Annotated in this window: 24 protein-coding genes and 1 riboswitch; of the genes, 13 read left to right on the top strand and 11 right to left on the bottom strand. The window is 71.0% G+C overall.

What is annotated here, in order from left to right:
* Nucleotides 1–45 precede the first annotated feature (45 nt).
* A riboswitch (cobalamin riboswitch) is annotated at nucleotides 46–187 on the bottom strand.
* 195 nt (nucleotides 188–382) lie between these two features.
* Both ACFWDI_RS12995 and ACFWDI_RS13000 read right to left on the bottom strand, forming a co-directional pair.
* Nucleotides 383–604, bottom strand: a complete 222-nt coding sequence (locus tag ACFWDI_RS12995; protein WP_362688416.1) for a hypothetical protein — start codon at nucleotides 602–604, stop codon at nucleotides 383–385.
* A gap of 12 nt (nucleotides 605–616) precedes the next feature.
* Complete coding sequence (locus ACFWDI_RS13000) at nucleotides 617–1,864, bottom strand: anion permease (RefSeq protein WP_385303510.1); 1,248 nt, start codon at nucleotides 1,862–1,864, stop codon at nucleotides 617–619.
* 236 nt (nucleotides 1,865–2,100) lie between these two features.
* Between ACFWDI_RS13000 and ACFWDI_RS13005 the strand changes: the two genes are divergently transcribed.
* From ACFWDI_RS13005 to ACFWDI_RS13015, 3 genes are all read left to right on the top strand, one after another.
* Nucleotides 2,101–2,763 (top strand): class II aldolase/adducin family protein, encoded by a 663-nt coding sequence (locus ACFWDI_RS13005; RefSeq protein ID WP_385303511.1) that lies wholly within the window; start codon nucleotides 2,101–2,103, stop codon nucleotides 2,761–2,763.
* Nucleotides 2,764–2,854: 91 nt separating this feature from the next.
* Nucleotides 2,855–3,982 (top strand): alpha/beta hydrolase, encoded by a 1,128-nt coding sequence (locus ACFWDI_RS13010; protein ID WP_385303512.1) that lies wholly within the window; start codon nucleotides 2,855–2,857, stop codon nucleotides 3,980–3,982.
* 118 nt (nucleotides 3,983–4,100) lie between these two features.
* A complete protein-coding gene (locus ACFWDI_RS13015; RefSeq protein WP_385303514.1) occupies nucleotides 4,101–5,570 on the top strand; it encodes a hypothetical protein in 1,470 nt (489 codons plus the stop codon).
* Nucleotides 5,571–5,632: 62 nt separating this feature from the next.
* Here the strand turns inward: ACFWDI_RS13015 and ACFWDI_RS13020 are convergent, their stop codons facing one another.
* Nucleotides 5,633–6,037 carry a VOC family protein gene (locus ACFWDI_RS13020; protein ID WP_385303516.1) on the bottom strand — a complete coding sequence of 135 codons (405 nt, stop codon included), beginning with the start codon at nucleotides 6,035–6,037 and terminating at the stop codon, nucleotides 5,633–5,635.
* Nucleotides 6,038–6,125: 88 nt separating this feature from the next.
* A complete protein-coding gene (locus ACFWDI_RS13025) occupies nucleotides 6,126–7,016 on the bottom strand; it encodes a neutral zinc metallopeptidase (protein WP_385303517.1) in 891 nt (296 codons plus the stop codon).
* 289 nt (nucleotides 7,017–7,305) lie between these two features.
* Between ACFWDI_RS13025 and abc-f the strand changes: the two genes are divergently transcribed.
* The 3 genes from abc-f (at nucleotide 7,306) to ACFWDI_RS13040 (ending at nucleotide 10,437) form a co-directional block, all read left to right on the top strand.
* On the top strand, nucleotides 7,306–8,904 hold the full coding sequence (gene abc-f, locus ACFWDI_RS13030) for a ribosomal protection-like ABC-F family protein (RefSeq protein ID WP_385303518.1): 1,599 nt from the start codon (nucleotides 7,306–7,308) through the stop codon (nucleotides 8,902–8,904).
* Nucleotides 8,905–9,294: 390 nt separating this feature from the next.
* On the top strand, nucleotides 9,295–9,516 hold the full coding sequence (locus ACFWDI_RS13035; protein ID WP_006123601.1) for a helix-turn-helix domain-containing protein: 222 nt from the start codon (nucleotides 9,295–9,297) through the stop codon (nucleotides 9,514–9,516).
* Between the two features lie 129 nt (nucleotides 9,517–9,645).
* Complete coding sequence (locus ACFWDI_RS13040; RefSeq protein ID WP_362688398.1) at nucleotides 9,646–10,437, top strand: enoyl-CoA hydratase/isomerase family protein; 792 nt, start codon at nucleotides 9,646–9,648, stop codon at nucleotides 10,435–10,437.
* Nucleotides 10,438–10,541: 104 nt separating this feature from the next.
* Here the strand turns inward: ACFWDI_RS13040 and ACFWDI_RS13045 are convergent, their stop codons facing one another.
* Nucleotides 10,542–11,237 (bottom strand): hypothetical protein, encoded by a 696-nt coding sequence (locus ACFWDI_RS13045; RefSeq protein ID WP_385303519.1) that lies wholly within the window; start codon nucleotides 11,235–11,237, stop codon nucleotides 10,542–10,544.
* Between the two features lie 75 nt (nucleotides 11,238–11,312).
* Here ACFWDI_RS13045 and ACFWDI_RS13050 point away from each other — a divergent pair, with 75 nt between their 5' ends.
* The 5 genes from ACFWDI_RS13050 to amaP are packed head-to-tail and all read left to right on the top strand — an operon-like array spanning nucleotide 11,313 to nucleotide 13,622.
* A complete protein-coding gene (locus ACFWDI_RS13050) occupies nucleotides 11,313–11,807 on the top strand; it encodes an Asp23/Gls24 family envelope stress response protein (protein ID WP_385303521.1) in 495 nt (164 codons plus the stop codon).
* An 11-nt stretch (nucleotides 11,808–11,818) separates the two neighbouring features.
* The gene (locus ACFWDI_RS13055; RefSeq protein WP_327322774.1) at nucleotides 11,819–12,010 is read left to right on the top strand and encodes a hypothetical protein; all 192 of its coding nucleotides are present in this window, start codon (nucleotides 11,819–11,821) and stop codon (nucleotides 12,008–12,010) included.
* 4 nt (nucleotides 12,011–12,014) lie between these two features.
* On the top strand, nucleotides 12,015–12,386 hold the full coding sequence (locus ACFWDI_RS13060; RefSeq protein WP_385303584.1) for an Asp23/Gls24 family envelope stress response protein: 372 nt from the start codon (nucleotides 12,015–12,017) through the stop codon (nucleotides 12,384–12,386).
* A complete protein-coding gene (locus tag ACFWDI_RS13065; RefSeq protein ID WP_385303522.1) occupies nucleotides 12,383–13,027 on the top strand; it encodes a DUF6286 domain-containing protein in 645 nt (214 codons plus the stop codon). The genes ACFWDI_RS13060 and ACFWDI_RS13065 overlap by 4 nt, the downstream gene beginning before the upstream one ends.
* Nucleotides 13,028–13,034: 7 nt before the next feature.
* Entirely contained in the window at nucleotides 13,035–13,622 is a 588-nt protein-coding gene (amaP, locus tag ACFWDI_RS13070) for an alkaline shock response membrane anchor protein AmaP (protein WP_385303523.1), read from the top strand.
* A gap of 20 nt (nucleotides 13,623–13,642) precedes the next feature.
* Here the strand turns inward: amaP and ACFWDI_RS13075 are convergent, their stop codons facing one another.
* The 6 genes from ACFWDI_RS13075 to ACFWDI_RS13100 all read right to left on the bottom strand — a co-directional run bounded on the left by ACFWDI_RS13075 (nucleotide 13,643) and on the right by ACFWDI_RS13100 (nucleotide 19,329).
* Nucleotides 13,643–14,398 carry an SDR family oxidoreductase gene (locus ACFWDI_RS13075; RefSeq protein ID WP_385303524.1) on the bottom strand — a complete coding sequence of 252 codons (756 nt, stop codon included), beginning with the start codon at nucleotides 14,396–14,398 and terminating at the stop codon, nucleotides 13,643–13,645.
* A gap of 4 nt (nucleotides 14,399–14,402) precedes the next feature.
* Complete coding sequence (locus ACFWDI_RS13080; RefSeq protein ID WP_385303525.1) at nucleotides 14,403–16,187, bottom strand: glycoside hydrolase family 15 protein; 1,785 nt, start codon at nucleotides 16,185–16,187, stop codon at nucleotides 14,403–14,405.
* A gap of 30 nt (nucleotides 16,188–16,217) precedes the next feature.
* A complete protein-coding gene (locus ACFWDI_RS13085) occupies nucleotides 16,218–17,006 on the bottom strand; it encodes an SURF1 family protein (protein WP_385303526.1) in 789 nt (262 codons plus the stop codon).
* 99 nt (nucleotides 17,007–17,105) lie between these two features.
* On the bottom strand, nucleotides 17,106–17,339 hold the full coding sequence (locus ACFWDI_RS13090; protein ID WP_266542878.1) for a hypothetical protein: 234 nt from the start codon (nucleotides 17,337–17,339) through the stop codon (nucleotides 17,106–17,108).
* Between the two features lie 63 nt (nucleotides 17,340–17,402).
* Entirely contained in the window at nucleotides 17,403–18,380 is a 978-nt protein-coding gene (locus tag ACFWDI_RS13095; protein WP_385303527.1) for a DEDDh family exonuclease, read from the bottom strand.
* A 328-nt stretch (nucleotides 18,381–18,708) separates the two neighbouring features.
* Complete coding sequence (locus ACFWDI_RS13100; protein ID WP_385303529.1) at nucleotides 18,709–19,329, bottom strand: TetR/AcrR family transcriptional regulator; 621 nt, start codon at nucleotides 19,327–19,329, stop codon at nucleotides 18,709–18,711.
* 105 nt (nucleotides 19,330–19,434) lie between these two features.
* On the opposite strand from ACFWDI_RS13100, the gene ACFWDI_RS13105 reads away from it, so the two are divergent.
* Complete coding sequence (locus ACFWDI_RS13105) at nucleotides 19,435–20,241, top strand: acetoacetate decarboxylase family protein (protein WP_385303531.1); 807 nt, start codon at nucleotides 19,435–19,437, stop codon at nucleotides 20,239–20,241.
* Nucleotides 20,232–21,116 carry an SDR family NAD(P)-dependent oxidoreductase gene (locus ACFWDI_RS13110; protein WP_385303533.1) on the top strand — a complete coding sequence of 295 codons (885 nt, stop codon included), beginning with the start codon at nucleotides 20,232–20,234 and terminating at the stop codon, nucleotides 21,114–21,116. Before ACFWDI_RS13105 ends, ACFWDI_RS13110 begins: the two co-directional genes overlap by 10 nt.
* Nucleotides 21,117–21,119 lie beyond the last annotated feature (3 nt).

Raw genomic sequence — 21,119 nt, forward strand, 5'->3', positions numbered from 1 at the left:
AGCCGGGCATGGCGATATGTCCTCACTCAGGGTGTCCGCGCCCTGGTTCGACGTGACCGGCGGTGAGAGTTCCTGGCTTCCGGGGACTGCTCCCCGGTGACAGTGGCGGGACCGCGCCGGATTTGCACCGGCTTCCTCTTCTGCCGCCGTAGATGGCTTCGGCAGTCCACCACGCTGCGAGAACGACCGTCAACTTGCCTTTGACCTGCGATGCAAGAGTGTGTTGGGGCACACATGTGGGGCGGTTTTCCGCCAGGTGTCGAAAACGGGCCGTACCGTCACGTCGCCCGCGACGCGAGAGCCGGGCCGGGTCACCCGAAGGGGTGCCCGGCCCGGCCTGTGAAGCGGTTGATGCAACTCGTGAAGCCGGTGAACCGTGCCGTCAGATGACGATCAGATAGATCCCGTACGCCACGGCCGCCGCGCAGAGCGCGAAGCAGGCGTACGCGCCGGTGCGTGCCAGGGCCGCGGAACCGCCCTGCGCGGCCGCCGACTCCTGCTTGGTCAGGCCGACGATGCCCAGGGTGAACAGACCCACGAGGGCGACGGTGGCGACGAGGCTCACGCCGAAGACGGAGCCGAGAGCTGCCCAGTCGATGTTCATGCTGATCTGTCCTTACACCGTGGCCGGCTGCGTCGGCTCGGAGTCGGTGGGGGCCGGAGCCGGGATGGTGGTCTTGAAGTCCTGCGCGGGCGTGCCGGCCGGCGGCGGGGTGACGGCCGCGATGGCGGTGGTCACGACACCCGCGGGCTCGGCGTCGGCGTCCACCGCGTTGACGTTGGTGTGGTCGACCACCTGGCGGCGGGAGATGAACCAGATCGCGGCGCAGGCGCCGATCAGGAAGGCCGCGACGACCGCGACACCCCAGTCGCCCTGCCTGGACACGAACTCCGAGCCCGCGGCGACCAGACCCGCGGCCGGCAGGGTCAGACCCCAGGCGACGAACATCCGGGTGGCGGTGGACCAGCGGACCACGCCGCCCTTGCGGCCCAGGCCCGCGCCCATCACGGCGCCGGAGCAGGAGTGCGTGGTCGACAGGGAGAAGCCGAGGTTGGAGGAGGCGAGAATGACGCTGGCCGCGCTGGTCTGGGCGGCGAAGCCCTGCTGCGGCTGGAGGTCGGTGAGGCCCGTGCCCAGGGTGCGGATGATGCGCCAGCCGCCGAGGTAGGTGCCCATCGCGATCGCGAGACCGGCGGAGAGGATGACCCACATCGGGGGGTTGGAGCCGGGGGAGAGGACGCCGCCGGCGACGAGCGCCAGCGTGATGACGCCCATGGTCTTCTGGGCGTCATTGGTGCCGTGGGCCAGGGAGACCAGGCCCGCCGAGGCGATCTGGCCGGCGCGGTAGCCCTTTGCGGTGGCCTTCTCGTCGGCGTTCTTGCCGATCTTGTACGTCAGCCGGGCGGCGAGGAACGCCGCGAGGCCGGCGACCAGCGGGGCCGCGATCGCGGGGATCAGCACCTTGGTGACGACCGTGCCGCCATTGACGCCGCTGACGCCGACCGAGGCGATGGTGGCGCCGATCAGACCGCCCATGAGGGCGTGCGAGGAACTGGACGGCAGGCCGATCAGCCAGGTCATCAGGTTCCAGAGGATGGCGCCGACGAGCGCAGCAAAGATGACTTCGGGTGTGATGCCTGACTCGGTGACGATGCCGCTGGAGATCGTCTTGGCGACCTCCACCGACAGGAACGCGCCGACGAGGTTGAGCGCGGCGGCCATGGCCACCGCCGTCTTGGGCTTCAGAGCGCCGGTCGAGATGGTCGTCGCCATCGCGTTGGCGGTGTCGTGGAAACCGTTCGTGAAATCGAACACGAGAGCTGTCGCGATCACAATCGCGAGCAGCAAGGTGATGTGTTCCATTTACCCAGGCAATCGTTTGACGTCAGTGGCTCGGCGAACGTAGTTAATCTGGGTGAACGGAAGATGAACTGAGACGGGCTTTGCGGTGTCCGCAAGTGAGGATCCGTCACTCCGCTCGCCGATCACCGCGGCGATGGCGGGAGCGGCGGCGCGGAAGGCGCCTTTTCTGGTGATTTGAGTGATCTCCGTCACCGTGACCTCTGTGGCCTCCCGGCCCCGCCTGACAGGATCGCCGCATGACCGATCAGGTGCGGCAGGACGCGATCGAGCGGGCGTGGGAAGACCTCGTGGCCACGGCCCGCAGAACAGCGGCGGAAGGCCTGGTGGTAGGCACCTCGGGCAATGTCTCGGTACGGGTCGGCGGACTCGTCCTGGTCACCCCGAGCGGAGTGCCTTACGACCGGCTCACTCCCGAGGACGCCGTCGCCGTCGATCTCGACGGGAACCAGGTCCTCGGCGATCTCGCCCCCACCAGCGAGCTGCCGCTGCACCTCGAGGTCTACCGGAACACCACCGCCGTCGCCGTCGTGCACACCCACGCCGTGCACGCCACCGCCGTCTCCACCCTCGTCCCCGAGCTGCCGCTCATCCACTACATGGCGGCCGCCCTCGGCGGCCCCGTGCGCGTCGCCGCGTACGCCCTGTACGGAACGGAGGAGCTGGCCGAGAACATGCTGTGCGCCCTGCGGGACCGCACCGGCTGCCTCCTCCAGAACCACGGCACGGTCACCTACGGCGACTCCCTCGACCAGGCCTACGACCGCACCGCCCAGCTGGAGTGGATGTGCCGGCTCTGGCTGACCGCCGCAGCGCTGCCCGGCTACTCGCCCACCCTGCTCTCCCGGTCCCAGCTGCACGAGGTGGCGGACAAGCTTCAGAGCTACGGCCGGCCCCGCTGACGTGCCGACCGCCTCGGCGCCGGAGGCCTCCGCAGACACCGGCGGCCCCCGTCCACTGGCCGCACGGCGCGGGGGTGCCGACACTGGAACGGTGCGCCCGGCAACAGCGACGGCGGTAGCCGTCACCACTCTGATCGGTGTCGGCGCGGCCGCGATAGCGGCCGGCCGCTACGCCAGCGACCTCGCGCTCAAGGCGCCGCCCGGCCGGCCCCTGCCCGGTGACCCCCGGCTCACCGTGCACGCCACGGCCCCGGGCCGGCTGACGCTGACCCGCAGCCTCGCCTCGCTGCGCCCCGGTACGTACGGAATCGAGGGCCCGGACGTCCACGCGGTCGTCGGCCCCGTCCTCGACGATGTCCCGCACGCCGCCGACACCGTCGTACGCCGACTGGAACGCGTCACCCACGGCAGCCTGGAACCGGGCACCCGGGTGCGGCTCACCCCGCAGGTGCACAGCGGCGACCCGGGCAGCGCGCTCGGCCTCAAGTACAGCGATATCGACATCCCCGGCGAACTGGGCGCGCTGCCCGCCTGGTTCGTACCCGGCGCCCGCGACACCTGGGTGATCACTGTGCACGGCCTGGGCGCCACACGGGAACACCCCATGAACATCATGAAGTTTCTGCACGCCCACCGGTTCCCGGTGCTCGCCCTCGCCTACCGCGGAGATCTCGGCGCCCCCAGATCCCCGGACGGCCTCGGTCACCTCGGCGACTCCGAGTGGCGCGACCTGGACGCCGCCATCCGCTACGCCGTGCGCTACGGCGCCCAGCGCATCGTCCTCCACGGCTGGTCCACCGGCGCCTCGATGGCCCTGCACGCCACGGCCAACTCCGCGCTGCGCGACCGGATCAACGGACTCGTACTGGACTCACCGGTCCTCGACTGGGAAGCCACGCTGCGCAATCTGGCCGCTGCCCGGGGCACCCCGGGGCCGCTGCTGACGCTCGCCGTCAGGGCTGCGCAGGGCAGAACGGGACTGCACGGCGACCGGCTGCTCGAGGCCGCGGACCCGGACACGATGCGCGTACCGACGCTGATCTACCACGGCCCGGACGACACCCTCGCGCCGTGGTTTCCGTCCCGCGAACTCGCCGCCCGCCGCCCGCAGCTGATCAGCCTGCAGACCGTCCAGCATGCCCCGCACGCCGCGATGTGGAACGCCGACCCGACACGCTACGAGGAAGCCCTCCGCCGTTTCCTCACCCCCCTGATGTAGTTCCTGCCCGATGTAGTTCCTGGACAGCCGACGGGTAATGCCTGGCAGGACGGCCGCTCAGTCCGGCCGACCAGGTTCCGTTTGGGCTTTCGGGCTGTCAGCGGGAAGACTGCTCCCCGTGACGTCCCGAAAGCCTGATGAGCAATTGGCGCGCAACTCCAGACTCCGTCTTGTCCGCCCGCGATCGCTGGCCGCCGCACGGCGGGCCGTGACGACCCGGCGCACCCGGCCTGTCCCGCGGCCTCCCGAGGGCACGCCGGCCCCCGCCGAGCTCGCCCGCCAGGCGCGGGCGGTCCTCGCCGACGCCGTACGGATCGCCCGCTGGGCCGCCGTCGAGCGGGACCCCAGCACCGCCCCGCTTGCCGACCGCGCCCAGGATCGGGCCGCGGCCGCCCTGGAGTTGACCCCGCGCCAGGTACGCGCGGGCTGGGACCGCGCCCGCCTCGCCGGCCTGGTCGAGCTGCACGGCGACACCGCACGCCCCGGCTGGCGGCTGCGCGCCTGGGACCGTGACGACATGGCCGTGCTGCGCGGCTGGGTCGCCCTCTTCGACGCCTGGTCGCTGGTCCATCCCGCGCCCGACGATGTCGCCCCCAGCGCGGTCGCCGAGGTCGTCGAGGCCGTCCCCCAGGTGCTCTCCCTCCTCCAGCTGTCGGCCGGCCCCGTGCTCGTACCGGTCCTGCTCGACCTCCTGCAGCAGCGTGTCGTGGAACTGCGCGAGGAGCGCTGCGAGGTCGCCCACGGTCCTCAGTCCGAACCACGGGCCGTCGGCGCCGACTCCGAGGCCAAGACCGCGCTCGAGACCGAGCTGGAGACCGAGCTCGAGTCCGGGCCCGGGTCCGACCCCGAGTCCCGGCCGGACGTTCCTGTCTCCCTTCTTCTCGACTGGGCTCTGGAGGGCCTTTCCGCCGTCGGCGCCCTGACCCTGGACCAGGGCCGGTCCGCCACGCTCACCCCGCTCGGCAACTGGGCGGTCTGGGTCAAGCTCGAGCAGATCTGCGTGGCCGCACAGAGCCCCGCCGGCAATATCGAGCAGCCCGCCGAAGACATGCTGCGCGGCTGCGCCCGCCTCACCCCCGGCCCGGCCCGCGCCGAGTACCGCGCCTGGCTCGCGGCCCGCACCGTCTCCAGCGCGGTAGCCGAGCTCCTCGGCGTCGCACGTGGCGAGGACGCCCTGCTGCGCGGACTCGCCTTCGAGGCCCTGCGCGTTGTCGGCGCCCCCGCCGAGGCAGACGTCCGCGCAGCCGCCGACGAGCCCTCGCTGCGCCCCTACGTCCTGCTCTGGCTCGCCGAGTACGAGGGAGCGGACCCCGAGGACGCCGCCGAGGTCCTCACCCGTGAGGAAGCGACCTGGCTCTGGGTGGACACCGCGGCGGCCGTCGCCGACCACGGCGAGCCCCAGCTGCTGCTGCGCCATCTCGACTCCGCGGTGCAGGGCACGGTCCCGGCGCTGCTCGACGAGGTCCGGGCCGGCGGCCACCCCCGTACCGTCCAGGTCCTGGTCGCGCTGGCTGCCGCGCACCCGGACCCGGCCCTGGCCAAGGCCGTGCGCCGGGCCGCGTTCCAGGTGCACACCGGAGGCGTCTAGCCGGGCCCGAACGCGGCGGAAGCCGACGAGCGGCGGCGGATGTCGGCGCGTGGCGGGGGAGGCTAGGACTCCTCCGCCCCCGGTGTGTACGTGCCGAAGCTCCACACATTGCCCTCGATATCGCGCGCCATGTAGTCACGCGCGCCGTAGTCCTGGTCGGTCGGCGGCATCACGATGTCCGCGCCATGCTCCACCGCATGGCTGTGATGTGCGTCGACATCGTCGACATGGACGAACACACCCGTCGGCCCGCCGCCCTCCATCAGCTTGTCGAACTCGCTGCCGGTGCCCTTGCTCCCCAGCATCACCATGCCGTTGCCGAAGGTCAGCTCGGCGTGCAGCACCGCGCCTGCCTCGTCCTCGTACACCGCGTGCTCGGCGAAGCCGAAGGCCTCGGTGAGCTGCTTGATCGCGGCCTTCGCGTCCGTGTACACCAGCGTCGGACAGATGCTCGGTGACTGCGACATCTCGATCACTCCTTCATGCTCGACGGTAGGGGTGTGATCTGTGTCTCAGTCTTGCACCGGCCACTGACAACGCCCGGCAGTCGGGCGCTCAGGCGAAAGTGTTGCACCGGGCCATGTCGCCCGTGCGGAAGCCGTTGTAGAACCACTGCCGGCGCTGCGCAGCCGAGCCGTGCGTCCAGGTCTCCGGAGTGACCCGGCCCTGGAACTTCTCCTGGATCCGGTCGTCGCCGACCGCCGCCGCCGCGTTCAGGCCGTCCTGGATGTCCGCCGCCGTCAGCGAGGTCAGCAGCGGCCGGCCGGTGGCCTCGTCGGGCGTGGTCGTCGCATGGTGCGCCCACGCCCCGGCGTAGCAGTCCGCCTGCAACTCCACCTTCACGGCATTGCTGTTGGCGCCCTGTCCCCCGTCCTGTGCCCGCTGCAGTGCGCCTGTCAGGTTCTGCACATGGTGGCCGTACTCATGGGCCACCACATACGCCTGGGCGAACGGACCGCCGCTCGACCCGAACGTGGTCCGCAGTTCGTCGAAGAAGCCGAGGTCCAGATAGACCTTCCGGTCGCCGGGGCAGTAGAAGGGGCCGACCGCCGAGGTCGCGGTCCCGCACGCCGTACCCACCCGGCCCGTGAACATGACTGTCTGCGCGTCCGAGTAACGCCCCTGGCGCCGCGGGAACTCGGCCCGCCAGTAGTCCTGCACACTGTTGACCACCGCGACGATCCGGCAGTCCTCCCTGGTGTTGGCGTCCGAGCCCCGCCTGCACGCCTGATTGACCTGCGCCTGCGACGACGCCGTCGCTGCCGGGTCGGTGTCGCCCGACGACAGCCCGAGCTGGTCGGGCCCCACCCCGAAGAGGAGCCCCAGGATCAACGCGATGACGCCGACGATGCCGCCGCCGACGGTGGCCCTGCCGCCGGGAATGCGGCTGCCGCGCACATCCTGGACCTCGGAAGTGTCCAGATCGGCGTCGTCGTCGAACTGCATGGGCCATCACCCTCTGCTCCACGGGCGCGGCAGCCCGCCGCCCTGCGCCGAGTATCGGCCAGGCCGGTACCTCTCGCCCCTTTTGTCGTACGACTCCGGGGGCCCGCTGACTCCGCGGCCGGCTCGCCTGCACCGCGCCGTCCCCGCCGTCGGCGGCCGCCTCGTAGGCGTAAAGCACTTGCACAGCCCCGCTAGACTGGTTCGTATGGCAATTCTCCTTGCGCATTAGACGGCGTCGAAGCTCCCACGTCCGTCCCTTCCGCCGTCCATACCGCCCTGGAGTCTTTCCGTGATCACCGCTTCCGGTATCGAGCTGCGCGCCGGCGCACGCGTCCTCATCGAGTCCGCTTCCTTCCGTATCGCCAAAGGCGACCGCATCGGCCTGGTAGGCCGCAACGGAGCGGGCAAGACCACGCTCACCAAGTGCCTCGCGGGTGAGGGCATCCCCGCCGCCGGCTCCATCGCCCGCTCCGGCGAGGTCGGCTACCTCCCGCAGGACCCGCGTACCGGCGACCTCGACACCCTCGCCCGCGACCGCATCCTCTCCGCCCGGGACCTCGACTCCGTACTGAAGAAGATGCGTGAGAACGAGGAGCGGATGGCGAACGGCAAGGGCGCCACCCGCGAGAAGGCGATGAAGAAGTACGAGCGCCTGGAGACGGAGTTCCTGACCAAGGGCGGTTACGCCGCCGAGGCCGAGGCCGCCACCATCGCCGCCGCGCTCGGACTGCCCGACCGGGTGCTCGGCCAGCCGCTGCATACGCTCTCCGGCGGTCAGCGCCGCCGCGTCGAGCTCGCGCGCATCCTCTTCTCGGACGCCGACACCCTGCTCCTCGACGAGCCCACCAACCACCTCGACGCCGACTCGATCGTCTGGCTCCGTGAGTACCTGAAGTCCTACCGCGGCGGCTTCATCGTGATCTCCCACGATGTCGACCTCGTCGAGACGGTCGTCAACAAGGTCTTCTACCTGGACGCCAACCGCTCGCAGATCGATGTCTACAACATGGGCTGGAAGCTCTACCAGCAGCAGCGCGAGGCCGACGAGAAGCGCCGCAAGCGCGAGCGCCAGAACGCCGAGAAGAAGGCCGCGGCCCTCAACTCCCAGGCCGACAAGATGCGCGCCAAGGCCACCAAGACCGTCGCCGCGCAGAACATGGCCAAGCGCGCCGAGCGGCTGCTGTCCGGTCTGGAGGCGGTACGTGTCTCCGACAAGGTCGCCAAGCTGCGCTTCCCCGATCCCGCACCCTGCGGCAAGACCCCGCTGACCGCGGAGAGCCTGTCCAAGTCGTACGGCTCACTCGAGATCTTCACCGATGTGGACCTCGCCATCGACAAGGGCTCGCGCGTCGTCATCCTCGGCCTCAACGGCGCGGGCAAGACGACACTGCTGCGGCTGCTCGCGGGCGTGGAGCGGCCGGACACCGGAGAGGTCACCCCGGGTCACGGTCTCAAGCTCGGCTACTACGCACAGGAGCACGAGACGCTCGACCCGGACCGCACGGTCCTGGAGAACATGCGCTCCTCCGCGCCCGACCTCGACCTCGTCGCGGTGCGCAAGACGCTCGGTTCGTTCCTCTTCTCCGGTGACGACGTCGACAAGCCGGCCGGGGTGCTCTCCGGCGGTGAGAAGACCCGTCTCGCGCTGGCCACCCTGGTCGTCTCGTCCGCGAACGTCCTGCTTCTCGACGAGCCCACGAACAACCTCGACCCGGCCAGCCGCGAGGAGATCCTCGGCGCGCTGCGCACCTACAAGGGCGCCGTCATCCTCGTCACGCACGACGAGGGCGCGGTCGAGGCGCTGGAGCCGGAGCGGATCATCCTGCTGCCGGACGGGGTCGAGGATCTGTGGGGCGCGGACTACGCGGACCTGGTGTCGCTCGCCTGATCCCGGCTCGCCCCGCCCCGCCCCGCCCCGTCCCGGTCCGGACTGCTCTGCCGCTGATCCGCCGCTGATCCACTCCGTATGGATCATTCGGCTTACGGGTGATCCATCATCTGTGTGAGAACGTCTCGTACCACGGTGTGGCACCGAGCGGATTCCTTCCGTCCGGGCCTCTGGTCCTGCCTGTGCCCCTTGCGCTGCGCTGACCTGGCACTTCTGCCGGGAACCCGTTCGGACGTGCGAACACCGACCTGCGGAATCAGAGATTCCGGTAGTGATGTCCGCTCGGCGCACGGCAAAGCTTGTCGCACGGACCTTGCCGAATGGGTGGCCAGGAAGCTCTCTAGGGGTGATCATGAGAGTCCAGAGCGCACTTCCCATGAGGAGGCACGGGTGGCCGAGACTCTGAAGAAGGGCAGCCGGGTTACCGGCGCCGCGCGTGACAAGCTCGCGGCAGACCTGAAGAAGAAGTACGACTCCGGTGCGAGCATCCGGGCGTTGGCCGAAGAGACAGGCCGCTCCTATGGATTCGTCCACCGGATGCTCAGCGAGTCCGGAGTCACGCTGCGGGGACGCGGCGGAGCGACGCGAGGCAAGAAGGCCGCCTCGGCCTGACGACCGAGGCTTCCTTCGGCCCACCGGTTTCTACGGTGGCCACCCGGTCGGTCGCAGGGTCGACCGGGTGGTTACTGTGCAGTCACTTATCTTCGTTTGCAGTGACTGTTCCCGAACCGGAGGCACCCCATGGCTTCGCTCGACTCTGTGCTCGACAAGGACGGCGTACGGCTCACCGTCGAGGACGCGGTTGCCACGGTAACCCTGACCAACCCGGACAAGCGCAACGCCCAATCTCCCGCTCTGTGGCGGGCGTTGGCGCAAGCGGGACGGTCACTGCCGGGCAATGTGCGGGTCGTGGTGCTGCGCGGCGAAGGCAAGTCCTTCTCCGCCGGTCTCGACCGGCAGGCGTTCACGCCTGAGGGCTTCGACGGCGAGCCGTCCTTCCTCGACCTCGCACGGGGCTCCGACGAGGAGCTCGACGCGGTCATCGCCGAGTACCAGGAAGCGTTCACCTGGTGGCGCCGCAGCGATGTCGTGACGATCGCGGCCGTCCAGGGCCATGCGATCGGAGCCGGCTTCCAGCTCGCCCTCGCCTGCGACCTCCGGGTCGTCGCGCAGGACGTGCAGTTCGCCATGCGCGAGACCAGCCTCGGGCTCGTCCCGGACCTCACGGGCACGCACCCGCTGGTGTCGCTCGTCGGCTACGCCCGCGCGCTGGAGATCTGCGCGACCGGCCGTTTCGTCCACGCGGACGAGGCGGAGCGTACCGGTCTCGCCAACCTCGTCGTGCCCGCTGATGAACTGGACGGTGCGGTACGGGACCTGGCGTCCGCGCTGCTGGCGGCGCCGCGGGACGCGGTGATCGAGACGAAGGCGCTGCTGCAGGGTGCGGGCACCCGCTCGTACGAGGACCAGCGCACCGCGGAGCGCGCGGCGCAGGCGCGCCGCCTGCGCGACCTGGCGGGCCTTGCGGACTGATCCGCCCGGCCACCCTGGTCACCCCGGTAGCACTCTGGTTCACGCCGGTACCGCCCCGGTTCACGCCGGTACCGACGCAGGTACCGGTTCACGCAGGTACCGGGTCATGCCGGTACCGAGGTGACCAGCACCGTCACCGGGCGGCCGTCCGCGAGCGCCGCCGTCACCGCCTCGCGGACCGCCCGGACCACATCCAGCGGGTGATACCCGCTCGCCGTCGCCACCTCGACGCGGACATGGCCGGGGGCCAGGTGCACCGCCGTGCCCAGCGCGGCCGTCAGATGTGCGACACCCGGCGCTCCGGATGCCGCCGTGCCCGCCGGGTCGCTCGCGGTGACGGCCCGTACCCCGGCCCGTCCCCCGGGTGGGGGCGCGGGGGCCGGGGCTTCCGGGGCGCTGTCCAGCAGCTCCGTCACCCGCAGATCCACCTCCGAGACCTCGAGCCCCAGAAGATCCACCGCGGCCGTGAACAGCGCGGCGCGCAGGGCCGCCGCGGCAGCCGGCAGCGGCTCCACTGCCGAGGCCGCGAAATCCGCCTCGATCCGCAGCGGCCCCGGCGGCAGTGCGCTCGGCGGAGTCGGTACGGCAGGCCGAGCCGTCGAGTCCGGGTCGGCGAGCCCCAGCCTGAGCCGCCCGAGCACCACCCCCCGTACCCCGGCCGCCGCGCGCCGCAGCACCGTGCCGGCCGCCTGCTCGGTCAGCCAGGCCCCGTCCGCCGCCCCGCCCAGCGGCAGCAGCCTGCCGAGGCCGAGCCGTCGCCGTACCGCATCAGCAGTGGTCACTGCTCCAGCCTGCAGCATCCCTGGCGCGAAACCGGGCAACCGCACTTAATGTGGGCAGCGGAGTCCACCACCGCCCGGAAAGGACGAACGGCGATGAACGACACCGCTCAGTGGAACCGGTCCGAGGCCGCTGGTAACGATCCGTCGGGCTCGGGCGAAGGTCTCAGAAAGCCGCCGGGGATCAAACGCGGCGGCGGTGATCCCGCGTCCCGCGGCCGTACCACCATCGCCGACGGCGTGGTGGAGAAGATCGCCGGACTCGCGGCCCGCGAAGTGCTCGGTGTCCATGCGATGGGCAGCGGCTTCTCCCGTACCCTCGGCGCGGTCCGCGACCGTGTGCCCGGCGGCAGGTCCAATGTCACCCGAGGCGTGAAGGCCGAGGTCGGCGAGGTGCAGACGGCCCTCGACATCGAGATCGTCGTCGACTACGGCGTCTCCATCACCGAAGTCGCCCGCGCGGTCCGCGAGAACGTCGTCTCGGCGGTGGAGCGGATGGCAGGTCTCGAGGTCGTCGAGGTCAATATCGCGGTCAGCGATGTGAAACTGCCCGATGAAGAAGAGGACGAGCCGGAGCCGCGTCTCCAGTAGAGGAGCTCACGATGAGCATGGCGGTGGTCGGCCTGATGGCCGGCATGGCGCTCGGTTTCGCCGGATACTTCGGCGGCTTCGGCGCCTTCCTGCTGGTGGCCGCGTTGGGGGTGGTCGGCTTTGTCGCAGGCCGCTTCCTCGAGGGCGACCTGGAACCCGGCTACTTCTTCCGGGGTCGTGACCGCGGCGACCGGCGGCGGTGACGCCGTGGCCGCCGGGGGTCCCCCCGCCGGAGGCAGGGGGAGCGTCGCGGCCGCCGAGCGCGGCGCGACCACGATCGCCGACCGGGTCGTGGCGAAGATCGCCTCGCAGGCGGCGCGGGAAGCGCTCGACGGCGTACCGGAGGGCGGCTCACCACCCCACGCCACGGTGACGGTCCACCATGACGCCGCCCGGGTGCGGGTCAGCCTCGAACTCGACTATCCCTCCGACATCGGCGCTCAGTGCGGTGCCGTGCGTCATCGAGTCGTCCAGCGGGTAAAGGCGTTGGCGGGGATGGACGTGCCCGAGGTGGCCGTGCTGGTCGAGCGGCTGCACTCCGCCCACTCGCGCAGCGCGGCTCAGGGGAGGATCCGATGAGCGAGCCACAGTCCGCACCACCCGTACTCGATCTGGACCAGTCCGCATCGGCAGCGGCGTACGAGCCGGTTCCGGTCCTGGACGGCGAAGGCGGCAGGGCCGGACGCTTCTGGTCGGTGCGCCGGGTCCCGGCCGGGCTGCTGGCGGTGGTGGTGCTCGGCGGCGCGGGTCTGCTGCTGTACGACATCGCGGCGGTACGGGCCGACCGCCCGGCCATGCAATGGCGCCGCGCCACCGCGGAGCATCTCGCGAAATGGCGGCTGGAGGAGGTGGGGGTGCTGGCGTGCGCGGGGGTCGTGATGCTCCTCGGCGTCGGTCTGATCGTCCTCGCTGTGACACCCGGACTGCGGTCGCTGCTGCCGATGCGCCGCGACACCCCTGCCGTACGCGCCGGTCTTCACCGGGCGGCCGCGGCGCTCGTGCTGCGGGACCGGGCGATGGAGGTCTCCGGGGTGCAGTCCGCACGCGTACGGATGGGACGCGCCAGGGTCTCGGTGCGGGCGCAGTCCCACTTCCGTGAACTCGACGACGTACGCGCCGATCTGGACTCGGCGCTGGCCACCGCCATCAAGGAACTCGGCCTCGCCAGGCCGCCGGCCCTGGCCGTACACGTCGTCAGGCCGCCGGCGAAGAAGAGGTGAGGGCGCGATGGGCGCAAAGCTGCGAGTGGTCAACCGGTTCCTGCTGGGCCTGGCCGGGCTGGTGTTGCTCTGCGTGGGTGGCGCGGTCATGGCGGCGGGGGCCGGGCTCTCCGTGCCGTCCTGGTGGCCCTGGGACGGGCGCCACGATGTGCTGCTGAGCAGGGCGGACCGGTACCGCTGGCGGGACGAGGGCTGGTGGTGGCCGACGGTCATCGCGGCGCTCGCGGTGCTGGTGCTGCTCGCCGTGTGGTGGCTGCTCGCCCAACTGCGGCGCTCCCGGCTGGCGGAGGTCCTGGTCGACAGCGGCGACGGCGAGGGCGCGCTGCTGCGGGGCCGCGCGCTGGAGGGCGTACTGGAGGGCGAGACGAAGGCCCTGGACGGGGTCGCCCGCGCCCGGGTGAGACTGACCGGCCGCCGGAGCACGCCCGAGGCCCGGGTGGACCTGCTGCTGGAACCGCACGCGGCGCCCGTCGAGACGCTGGCGCGCCTGACCGACGAGGCGGTGGCACACGCACGGGACTCGGCGGGCCTGGCGTCGCTACCGGCGGAGGTCCGCCTCAGGGCGGCGAAGCATGGGGCGCAACGGGTGAGTTGAGGGGGGCGCCCCGCAACGCCCTAGAACCCGTGCCGCGCGCCCCCGTCCACCGGGAGCATCACTCCCGTCAAGTACGACGCCGCCGGCGACAGCAGGAACGCCGCGGCGTTGCCGAACTCCTCCGGGGTGCCGTACCTCCGCAGCGGAATGCGGGACTCGTGCGCCGTACGTGCCGCCTCCGCGTCGCCCGACAGCGCGTCGAGTTCGCGCACCCGGTCCGTGTCGATACGGGCCGGCAGCAGGCCGACGACCCGGATGCCGCGCGGGCCCAGCTCGTCCGAGAGGGACTTGGCGAAACCGGCCAGGCCCGGACGGAGGCCGTTGGAGATCGTCAGCCCCGGGATCGGCTCATGGACCGAGCCGGACAGGACGAAGCCGATGACGCCGCCCTCGCCCAGCGCCGCCGCCGCGCTGCGGGCCAGGCGCACCGCGCCCAGGAAGACCGACTGGAAGGCCGCCTCCCACTGCTCGTCCGTATTGTCCGCGGCGAAGCCCGGTGCCGGGCCGCCCACGCTGATCAGTACGCCGTCGAGGCGTCCGAATTGTGCCCGCGCCGCCGCGACGAGGCGCTCCGCCGACGCCGGGTCGGCGTTGTCGGAGGCGAGACCCACGGCGTTCGGGCCGAGTTCCGCGGCGGCGTCCGCGACCGCCTTCTCGCCGCGCCCGCTGATGACGACCTTCGCGCCGTCGGCGACAAGCGCACGGGCGGATGCGTGGCCCAGCCCCCGCGACGCACCCGTGACGATATAGACGCGGTCCTTCAGTCCAAGATCCATGGGCCTATCCTGCCGTGTCTTCCCCGCCCAGTGCGAGGGCCGTGTTCACCAGCCCGATATGACTGAAGGCCTGAGGGAAGTTCCCGACCTGGCGCCCGCTCACCGGGTCGTACTCCTCGGCGAGCAGACCGACATCGTTGCGCAGGGTGAGCAGCCGCTCGAAGAGCTCCCTGGCCTCCTTCACCCGGCCCGTCATCCGCAGCGCGTCCGCCAGCCAGAACGAGCAGGCCAGGAACGCCCCTTCGCCTCCCGGCAGCGCGTCGACCGCCTTGTTGTCCGTGCTGTAGCGGCGCACCAGACCGTCGTGGCCGAGCTCCGCACGTACGGTGTCCACCGTCCCGATCACCCGTGGATCGTCGGGCGGCAGAAAGCCGACCCGCGGGATCAGCAGCGCCGCGGCGTCGAGTTCCTCGGAGCCGTACGACTGCGTGAAGGTGTTCCGTACCGGGTCGTACCCCTTCTCGCACACCTCCCGGTGCACCTCGTCCCGCATCGCCCGCCACCGTGCCACGTCGCCGCGCAGCGAGGGGCGCTGCTCCAGGGTGCGTACGGCACGGTCCGCCGCGACCCACGACATCACCTTGGAGTGCACGAAGTGGCGGCGCGCGCCCCGTACTTCCCACAGCCCCTCGTCCGGCTCACGCCACTTCGACTCCAGGAAGCCGAGCAGGCTGAGCTGCAGATTCCAGGCGTGCTCCTCCGAGGACAGGCCCGCCTCCCGCCCCAGATGGAGGGAGTCGATGACCTCTCCGTACACATCGAGCTGCAGCTGGTGTACGGCCGCGTTGCCAGTACGGACCGGCGCGGAGCCCTCGTGCCCGCTCAGCCACGGCAGCTCCGTCTCGGGCAGCCGGCGCTCGCCGGCCAGCCCGTACATGATCTGCAGATCGGCGGGGTCGCCGGCCACTGCCCGCAGCAGCCAGTCGCGCCAGGCCGCGGCCTCGTCGAGGTAGCCGGCCGAAATGAGCGCGTCCAGCGTGAGGGTGGAATCACGCAGCCAGCAGAAGCGGTAGTCCCAGTTGCGTACGCCGCCGATCTCCTCCGGCAGTGACGTGGTGGGCGCGGCGACGATCCCGCCGGTCGGCGCGAAGGTGAGTGCCTTGAGAGTGATCAGGGAGCGGACGACGGCCTCGTGGTACGGGCTGTCGCTCCGGCAGCGCGAGGACCACTGGGTCCAGTCCTCCAGGCTCTGCTCCAGCGAATCGAACGGGTCGACGAGCCCCGGCCGCGGCTCGTGCGAGGGATGCCAGGTGAGGACGAACGCCACCTTCTCGCCCGGTCCGACCGTGAACGACGAGCGGGTGCTGAACTGCTGTCCCCAGGTTTTGACCTGCGGCTCGCTGCGCAGCCATATGGAGTCGGGGCCCGCGATCGCCACCCGGTGCCCGTCCGAGCGCCGCATCCACGGCACGACGGAGCCGTAGTCGAAACGCAGCCGCAGGGTCGCGTTCATCTCGACCGTGCCGCTGACGCCTTCCACGATCCGGACGACATCGGGCGCCGTGTCGCGCTGCGGCATGAAGTCGAGGACCTTCACAGTGCCGGTCCGGGTCTCCCACACCGACTCCAGGACGAGCGATTCACCGACGTAGCTGCGGCGGGTGCACGGACCCGCGCCCTTGGGGGCGATCCGCCAGTGGCCGTTCTCCTCGTCGCCGAGCAGCGCGGCGAAGCAGGCCGGCGAGTCGAAGCGGGGCAGGCACAGCCAGTCGATGGAACCGTCTTTGCCCACCAGCGCCGCGGTCTGCAGATCGCCGATGAGCGCGTAGTCCTCGATACGTTGGGTCACGCTTTGGCGTGTTCCCGCCGAACGCGGCCGTTAAGCAGTCGCGGGGGCCGGCTCCGGGGCGCTCCCGGCCTCGGCCGACTGGCGGTCGCGCTTCTCGCGGCGTACGAGTGTCACCCAGCCGACAGGTACGGCCGCGGCGAACAGCCACCACTGGACCGCGTACGCCATGTGCGGGCCGATGGACTCGTGGTCGGGTTCGGGGATCAGTTCCGGGTTGCCGCCGGAGGGCTCGGGCCCGCTCTGTTCCAGATAGCCGCCGAGGACGGGCCGGCCCAGCGACTTCGTCTGCTGGGCACTGTTGATCAGCATGATCTGGCGGGGAGGCAGACCGGACAGGTCCTTGATTCCGCTGGCACTCGTCGTCTCGTCGGCCTTGAGCCGGCCGGTGACGGTCACGGTGCCCTTGGGCGCGGCGGGTACGGGCGGGAAGGACTTCTGGTCGGCGGCGGACGGGACCCAGCCACGGTTGACCAGGACCGACCGGCCGTCGGCCAGGACCAGCGGGGTCAGCACATGGAAGCCGACCCGGTCGTCGGCGGAGGTGCGGCGGCGTACGACGACTTCGCGCGCGGTGTCGAAGGTGCCGGTAGCGGTGACCTGGCGCCAGTAGTCGGTGCGCGGGACGGTGTGCCCCGGGGAGGTGAGCTCGGTCACGGGGACGGGCTTCGCCTTGAGGTTCCGCGAGATCAGGGTGTTCTGCTCGACCCGGTGCTCGTGCCGGTGAAGCTGCCAGAAGCCCAGCTCGATCATCGCGGGGATGAGGACGAGGGCGATGAGGGTGAGGATCACCCACTGCCGGGACAACAGGAAGCGGTACACCCCATGACCGTACAACTCGGGCCATGGGGTGCGGCGGGTGGGGGTCGGGGTGCGGCCCCCGGGCGCGGGGCCTGGGGCCGTGGGTTGTGGGCCGTGGGATCAGACTTTGTCGACGATGCCCGCCCTCCCGTCGGCGCGGGCGCAGTGCCCGCCGCAGAACCAGTGGCCCTCGACCTCGACGCCCTGGCCGATGATCTGGACCCGGCAGTGTTCACAGATGGGCGCCATACGGTGAATGGCGCAGGAGAAGCAGTCGAAGACGTGCACCGCGCCCTGCGCGTGCACCTCGAAGGACATGCCGTAGTCGTTTCCGCATACCTCGCAACGTGCCATGCGCCACAGGGTGGGACGCGAGGCGCCACGGGGCGAGCGGTCGCCGGGCGAGTCGCGCCGGGTTCACTCCGATGCGGGTGCCGGAGCCACGTCCCGCAACAGCTGGGTGAAGGCCGCCTCGTCGATGACCGGTGTGCCGTACGACTTCGCCTTGACCGTCTTCGAGGTCGACGCCTCCGGATCGTTGGTCACCAGCAGGCTGGTCAGCCGGGAGACGCCGGAGGCGATATGCAGCCCCGCCTCGATCGCCCGGTCCTCCAACAGCTCGCGGTCGACGGAGGTGTCGCCGGAGAAGGCCACCCGCATGCCTTGCGTGAGCGGCCTGTCCGCCTCGTACCGCCCGGGGTTGGGATAGGGGCAGGGCGGGCGTTTGCGCGAGGGCCGCCAACTGCTCTGCCCGTACGAGGCCTGGTAGCCGATCCGCGGGGTGGCGGGGGAGTCCGACCACTCGGTCAGCGGGCGGCACTCCAGCAGCGGCAGCCGCACCCCGTCGCGGGCCGCGGTGTGCAGACTCGGCCGGAACGCCTCGGCCAGCACGCGTGCGTCGTCGAGCGCGTGGTGCGCCCGCTGCTGTACGACACCGAAGTGCGCGGCGAGCGACGCCAGCTTGTGGTTGGGCAGCGGCAGCCGCAGCTCCTTGGAGAGTGCGATGGTGCACAGTCGCTGACGGGTGGGCGCGGTCCGCTCCGCGCGCGCGTACTCCCGGGCGATCATCGACCAGTCGAAGATGGCGTTGTGCGCGACGAGGACCCGGCCGTCGAGCCGCTCGGAGAACTCACCCGCGATCTCGCCGAAGATCGGGGCGCCCTCCAGCACATCGCTGGTCAGACCGTGGATCCACACCGGGCCCGGATCCCGTTCCGGGTTGACCAGGGTGTACCAGTGGTCCTCGACATTGCCCCGGGCGTCGAGGCGGTACACCGCAGCGGAGATTATCCGGTCGTCGCGGGCGAGTCCGGTGGTCTCCACGTCGACGACCGCGTACCCCTGTGGGTACGCGGCCGGCCACACTGTTGCTGCGGTTGTACGGTCGTCGAGCATGGTCACAGAGAATACGGGCCGGGACTGACAGTCCCCCATCCGCCCGGCTCGGTGACCGGGTCCGTGACGAGGCCCGTCGGTGACCGGGGCCAGGCCGGGGTGGCCGTCGACCGCTCCGGGGCGGAGCGGGCAGGCGGTAGCTGTCGCTCCTTCGGGGGACGTGGAACCAGGCCCGGGCGAGCAACCCCCGCTTGCCTGCAGCGGTTTCGCAGGCAGGCGCGGCGGCGTTGTCCCAGCCCCTCCGGTCGCTGTCGTCCCATTCCTGTTGTTCGATTCCTGTCGTCTTCCTGTCGTCACGTTTCAGTCGTCCGCTTTGAGCCGTCTGGTTTCAGTCGTCCAGCAGGGCGCTCACCAGCGCCCGTACGGAGGCGGTGAACAGCTTCTCCGGATCGGCGGGCCGCGCCAGCGCGCGGGCCAGCGCGAGGTCGTGCTCCGCCGCGCCGGCGCCCTCCCACAACTCGCCCTCGCCCGGCGACTGGACGGGCGAGCGTTCGCGGTTGCGCTCGACGAGTACGAAGCCGACGACCTGGAACTGCACGGCGCGCACGGCCTCGGCGGCGCGCGCCCCGCGCAGCCCGGCCGCGTGCACCTCATGGACGAGCGCCTGCTGCGCGGGCAGGAACATCCTTTCGGTGAGCCCCCGTTCGTGGACCATCGCGATCAGATGAGGACGGTCCCGCAGCTCACGGCGGAGCCTGCGCGCGACCGAGACGACGCGCTCGGAGGGTGTACGGCCGGTGGGCCGGATGGCGCCCATCTCCTGGACCGTGCGCTCCACCAGCGCGTCCAGCAGCGACTCGCGATTGCCCACATGCCAGTAGATCGAGGTGACGGCGGTACCGAGCTCGGCGGCCAGCTTGCGCATCGTCAGGGCCTGCGGGCCGTGCTGCCTGACGAGGGCGGCAGCCGAGTCGAGGACCTCGTCGCGGGTCAGGGCGGTTCTCGGCATGGTGCCCCCAATTCCGGTACGTGCACGGCTCTTTACCCTTCATCGGCTCCGGTGTAACTGTGTTACAGACCCCCGGAAAGGACACTCCACGAAGGGCGGTACGACATGGCACGCGTACGGTACGGCGCGCGCACCGAGGCGGAGATCGCCGCGGCCCGCGCATCCAGTTCCAAGCTCCCCGACATCTGGTCCACGGGCGTGGTGGCGGTGTGGGAGAGCGACCCGGACGCGGTGGCGGCCGTACTGCCACCGCCGCTCAAGCCCACCGAGCGGCCGCTCGTACGGGCCGCCATCAGCAAGGTCGACCTGCCCGGCTATCCGCTCGGCGCCGGCTCTGTTGCGGTCGCCGCGCTGCACGACGGCCGCGAGGGCTGGTACCCCCTGGTCATGCCGATGACCCATGAGCGCGCGCTGATCGGCGGCCGTGAGGTCTTCGGCGAGCCGAAGAAGCTGGGCGAGGTCGGTGTCGAACGCGACGGCCTGGTCGTACGGGCGGTGCTCGCCCGGCACGGCATCGCCTTCGTCGAGGTGCGGGGCGCGGTGGACGGACCGCTTCCGCTGCCCGAGCCGGCCGAGAAGCTCGACTTCTACTTCAAATTCCTGCCCGCCGTGGACGGCCAGGGCTTCGACGCCGACCCGGTCCTCGTCCACTGCACCCGTAACGAGAAGTTCCGCAGACTGGAGAAGATCACCGGCGATGTGGTGCTGCGCGAGTCGATGTACGACCCCGTCGCCGACCTCCCCGTACGCCGTGTCGTCGAGCTCACCATCGGCGAGAAGACCACCGACCAGAAGGGCCGGGTCACGGAACGGGTCAGCGCGCAGGCGCTGCTGCCGTACATCCATCAGCGCTACGACGACCCGCAGCAGATCCTCGACGGCCCGCCCGAGGGGAGCGTCCGATGGAGCTGACGGCGGGACAGATCGCCGTCGTCACGGGCGCCGCGAGCGGCATCGGCCGTGCGATGGCGCGCCGGTTCGCGGCGGACGGCCTGAAGGTCGTCCTCGCGGACGTCGAGGAGAAGGCGCTGCGCGAGGCCGCGGACGAACTGACCGAAGAAGGCGCCCAGGTGCTCGCCCGCACCGTCGACGTCAGCGACCGGGCCTCCGTGCTCGCGCTGGCGGACGTGGCGTACAAGACCTTCGGCGCCGTCCATGTGCTGTGCAACAACGCGGGCGTCGGTTCCGGTGCCGAGGGCCGGATGTGGGAACACGAGCCCAACGACTGGAAATGGGCCTTCGCCGTCAACGTCTGGGGCGTCTTCCACGGCATCCAGGCCTTTGTGCCGCGCATGATCGAGAGCGGCGAGCCGGGCCATGTCGTCAACACCTCGTCGGGCGACGGCGGGATCGCCCCGCTGCCCACCGCCTCCGTCTACGCCGTCACCAAGGCTGCCGTCGTGACGATGACCGAGTCGCTGTACGCGCATCTGAAGGCGGAGCACGCGCGCGTGGGGGCGTCCGTGCTCTTCCCGGGACCGCACATGCTGCGCACCGGACTGTGGGAGTCGCACCGCAACCGGCCCCATCGGTACGCCAAGGAGCGGCCGCGCAGGACGCCGTACCGCAGCCTCGACCAGTGGGAGGCGGCGATGAGGGACGCCGGGCACGAGGTGACGTTCACGCCGGTCGAGGAAGTCGCCGCACTCGTCGTGGACGGGATCCGTGCGGACCGGTTCTGGATGCTGCCGGAGAGCGAGCACAGCGACCGGCAGATCCGCGCCAGGTCGCAGTCGATGCTCGACCGCGCCAACCCGTCGTACCTGGAAAGCTTCATTCTCGATTGAGGG

Origin of the sequence: Streptomyces sp. NPDC060064, assembly GCF_042736455.1 — a bacterium.
Classification (GTDB): Bacteria; Actinomycetota; Actinomycetes; order Streptomycetales; family Streptomycetaceae; genus Streptomyces.

Coding starts and splice junctions, on each gene's coding strand:
- ACFWDI_RS12995 (WP_362688416.1), bottom strand. CDS start 604: ATGAACATCGACTGGGCAGCTCTCGGCTCCGTCTTCGGCGTGAGCCTC.
- ACFWDI_RS13000 (WP_385303510.1), bottom strand. CDS start 1,864: ATGGAACACATCACCTTGCTGCTCGCGATTGTGATCGCGACAGCTCTC.
- ACFWDI_RS13005 (WP_385303511.1), top strand. CDS start 2,101: ATGACCGATCAGGTGCGGCAGGACGCGATCGAGCGGGCGTGGGAAGAC.
- ACFWDI_RS13020 (WP_385303516.1), bottom strand. CDS start 6,037: ATGTCGCAGTCACCGAGCATCTGTCCGACGCTGGTGTACACGGACGCG.
- ACFWDI_RS13025 (WP_385303517.1), bottom strand. CDS start 7,016: ATGCAGTTCGACGACGACGCCGATCTGGACACTTCCGAGGTCCAGGAT.
- ACFWDI_RS13040 (WP_362688398.1), top strand. CDS start 9,646: ATGGCTTCGCTCGACTCTGTGCTCGACAAGGACGGCGTACGGCTCACC.
- ACFWDI_RS13045 (WP_385303519.1), bottom strand. CDS start 11,237: ATGCTGCAGGCTGGAGCAGTGACCACTGCTGATGCGGTACGGCGACGG.
- ACFWDI_RS13050 (WP_385303521.1), top strand. CDS start 11,313: ATGAACGACACCGCTCAGTGGAACCGGTCCGAGGCCGCTGGTAACGAT.
- ACFWDI_RS13055 (WP_327322774.1), top strand. CDS start 11,819: ATGAGCATGGCGGTGGTCGGCCTGATGGCCGGCATGGCGCTCGGTTTC.
- ACFWDI_RS13065 (WP_385303522.1), top strand. CDS start 12,383: ATGAGCGAGCCACAGTCCGCACCACCCGTACTCGATCTGGACCAGTCC.
- amaP (WP_385303523.1), top strand. CDS start 13,035: ATGGGCGCAAAGCTGCGAGTGGTCAACCGGTTCCTGCTGGGCCTGGCC.
- ACFWDI_RS13075 (WP_385303524.1), bottom strand. CDS start 14,398: ATGGATCTTGGACTGAAGGACCGCGTCTATATCGTCACGGGTGCGTCG.
- ACFWDI_RS13090 (WP_266542878.1), bottom strand. CDS start 17,339: ATGGCACGTTGCGAGGTATGCGGAAACGACTACGGCATGTCCTTCGAG.
- ACFWDI_RS13095 (WP_385303527.1), bottom strand. CDS start 18,380: ATGCTCGACGACCGTACAACCGCAGCAACAGTGTGGCCGGCCGCGTAC.
- ACFWDI_RS13100 (WP_385303529.1), bottom strand. CDS start 19,329: ATGCCGAGAACCGCCCTGACCCGCGACGAGGTCCTCGACTCGGCTGCC.
- ACFWDI_RS13105 (WP_385303531.1), top strand. CDS start 19,435: ATGGCACGCGTACGGTACGGCGCGCGCACCGAGGCGGAGATCGCCGCG.
- ACFWDI_RS13110 (WP_385303533.1), top strand. CDS start 20,232: ATGGAGCTGACGGCGGGACAGATCGCCGTCGTCACGGGCGCCGCGAGC.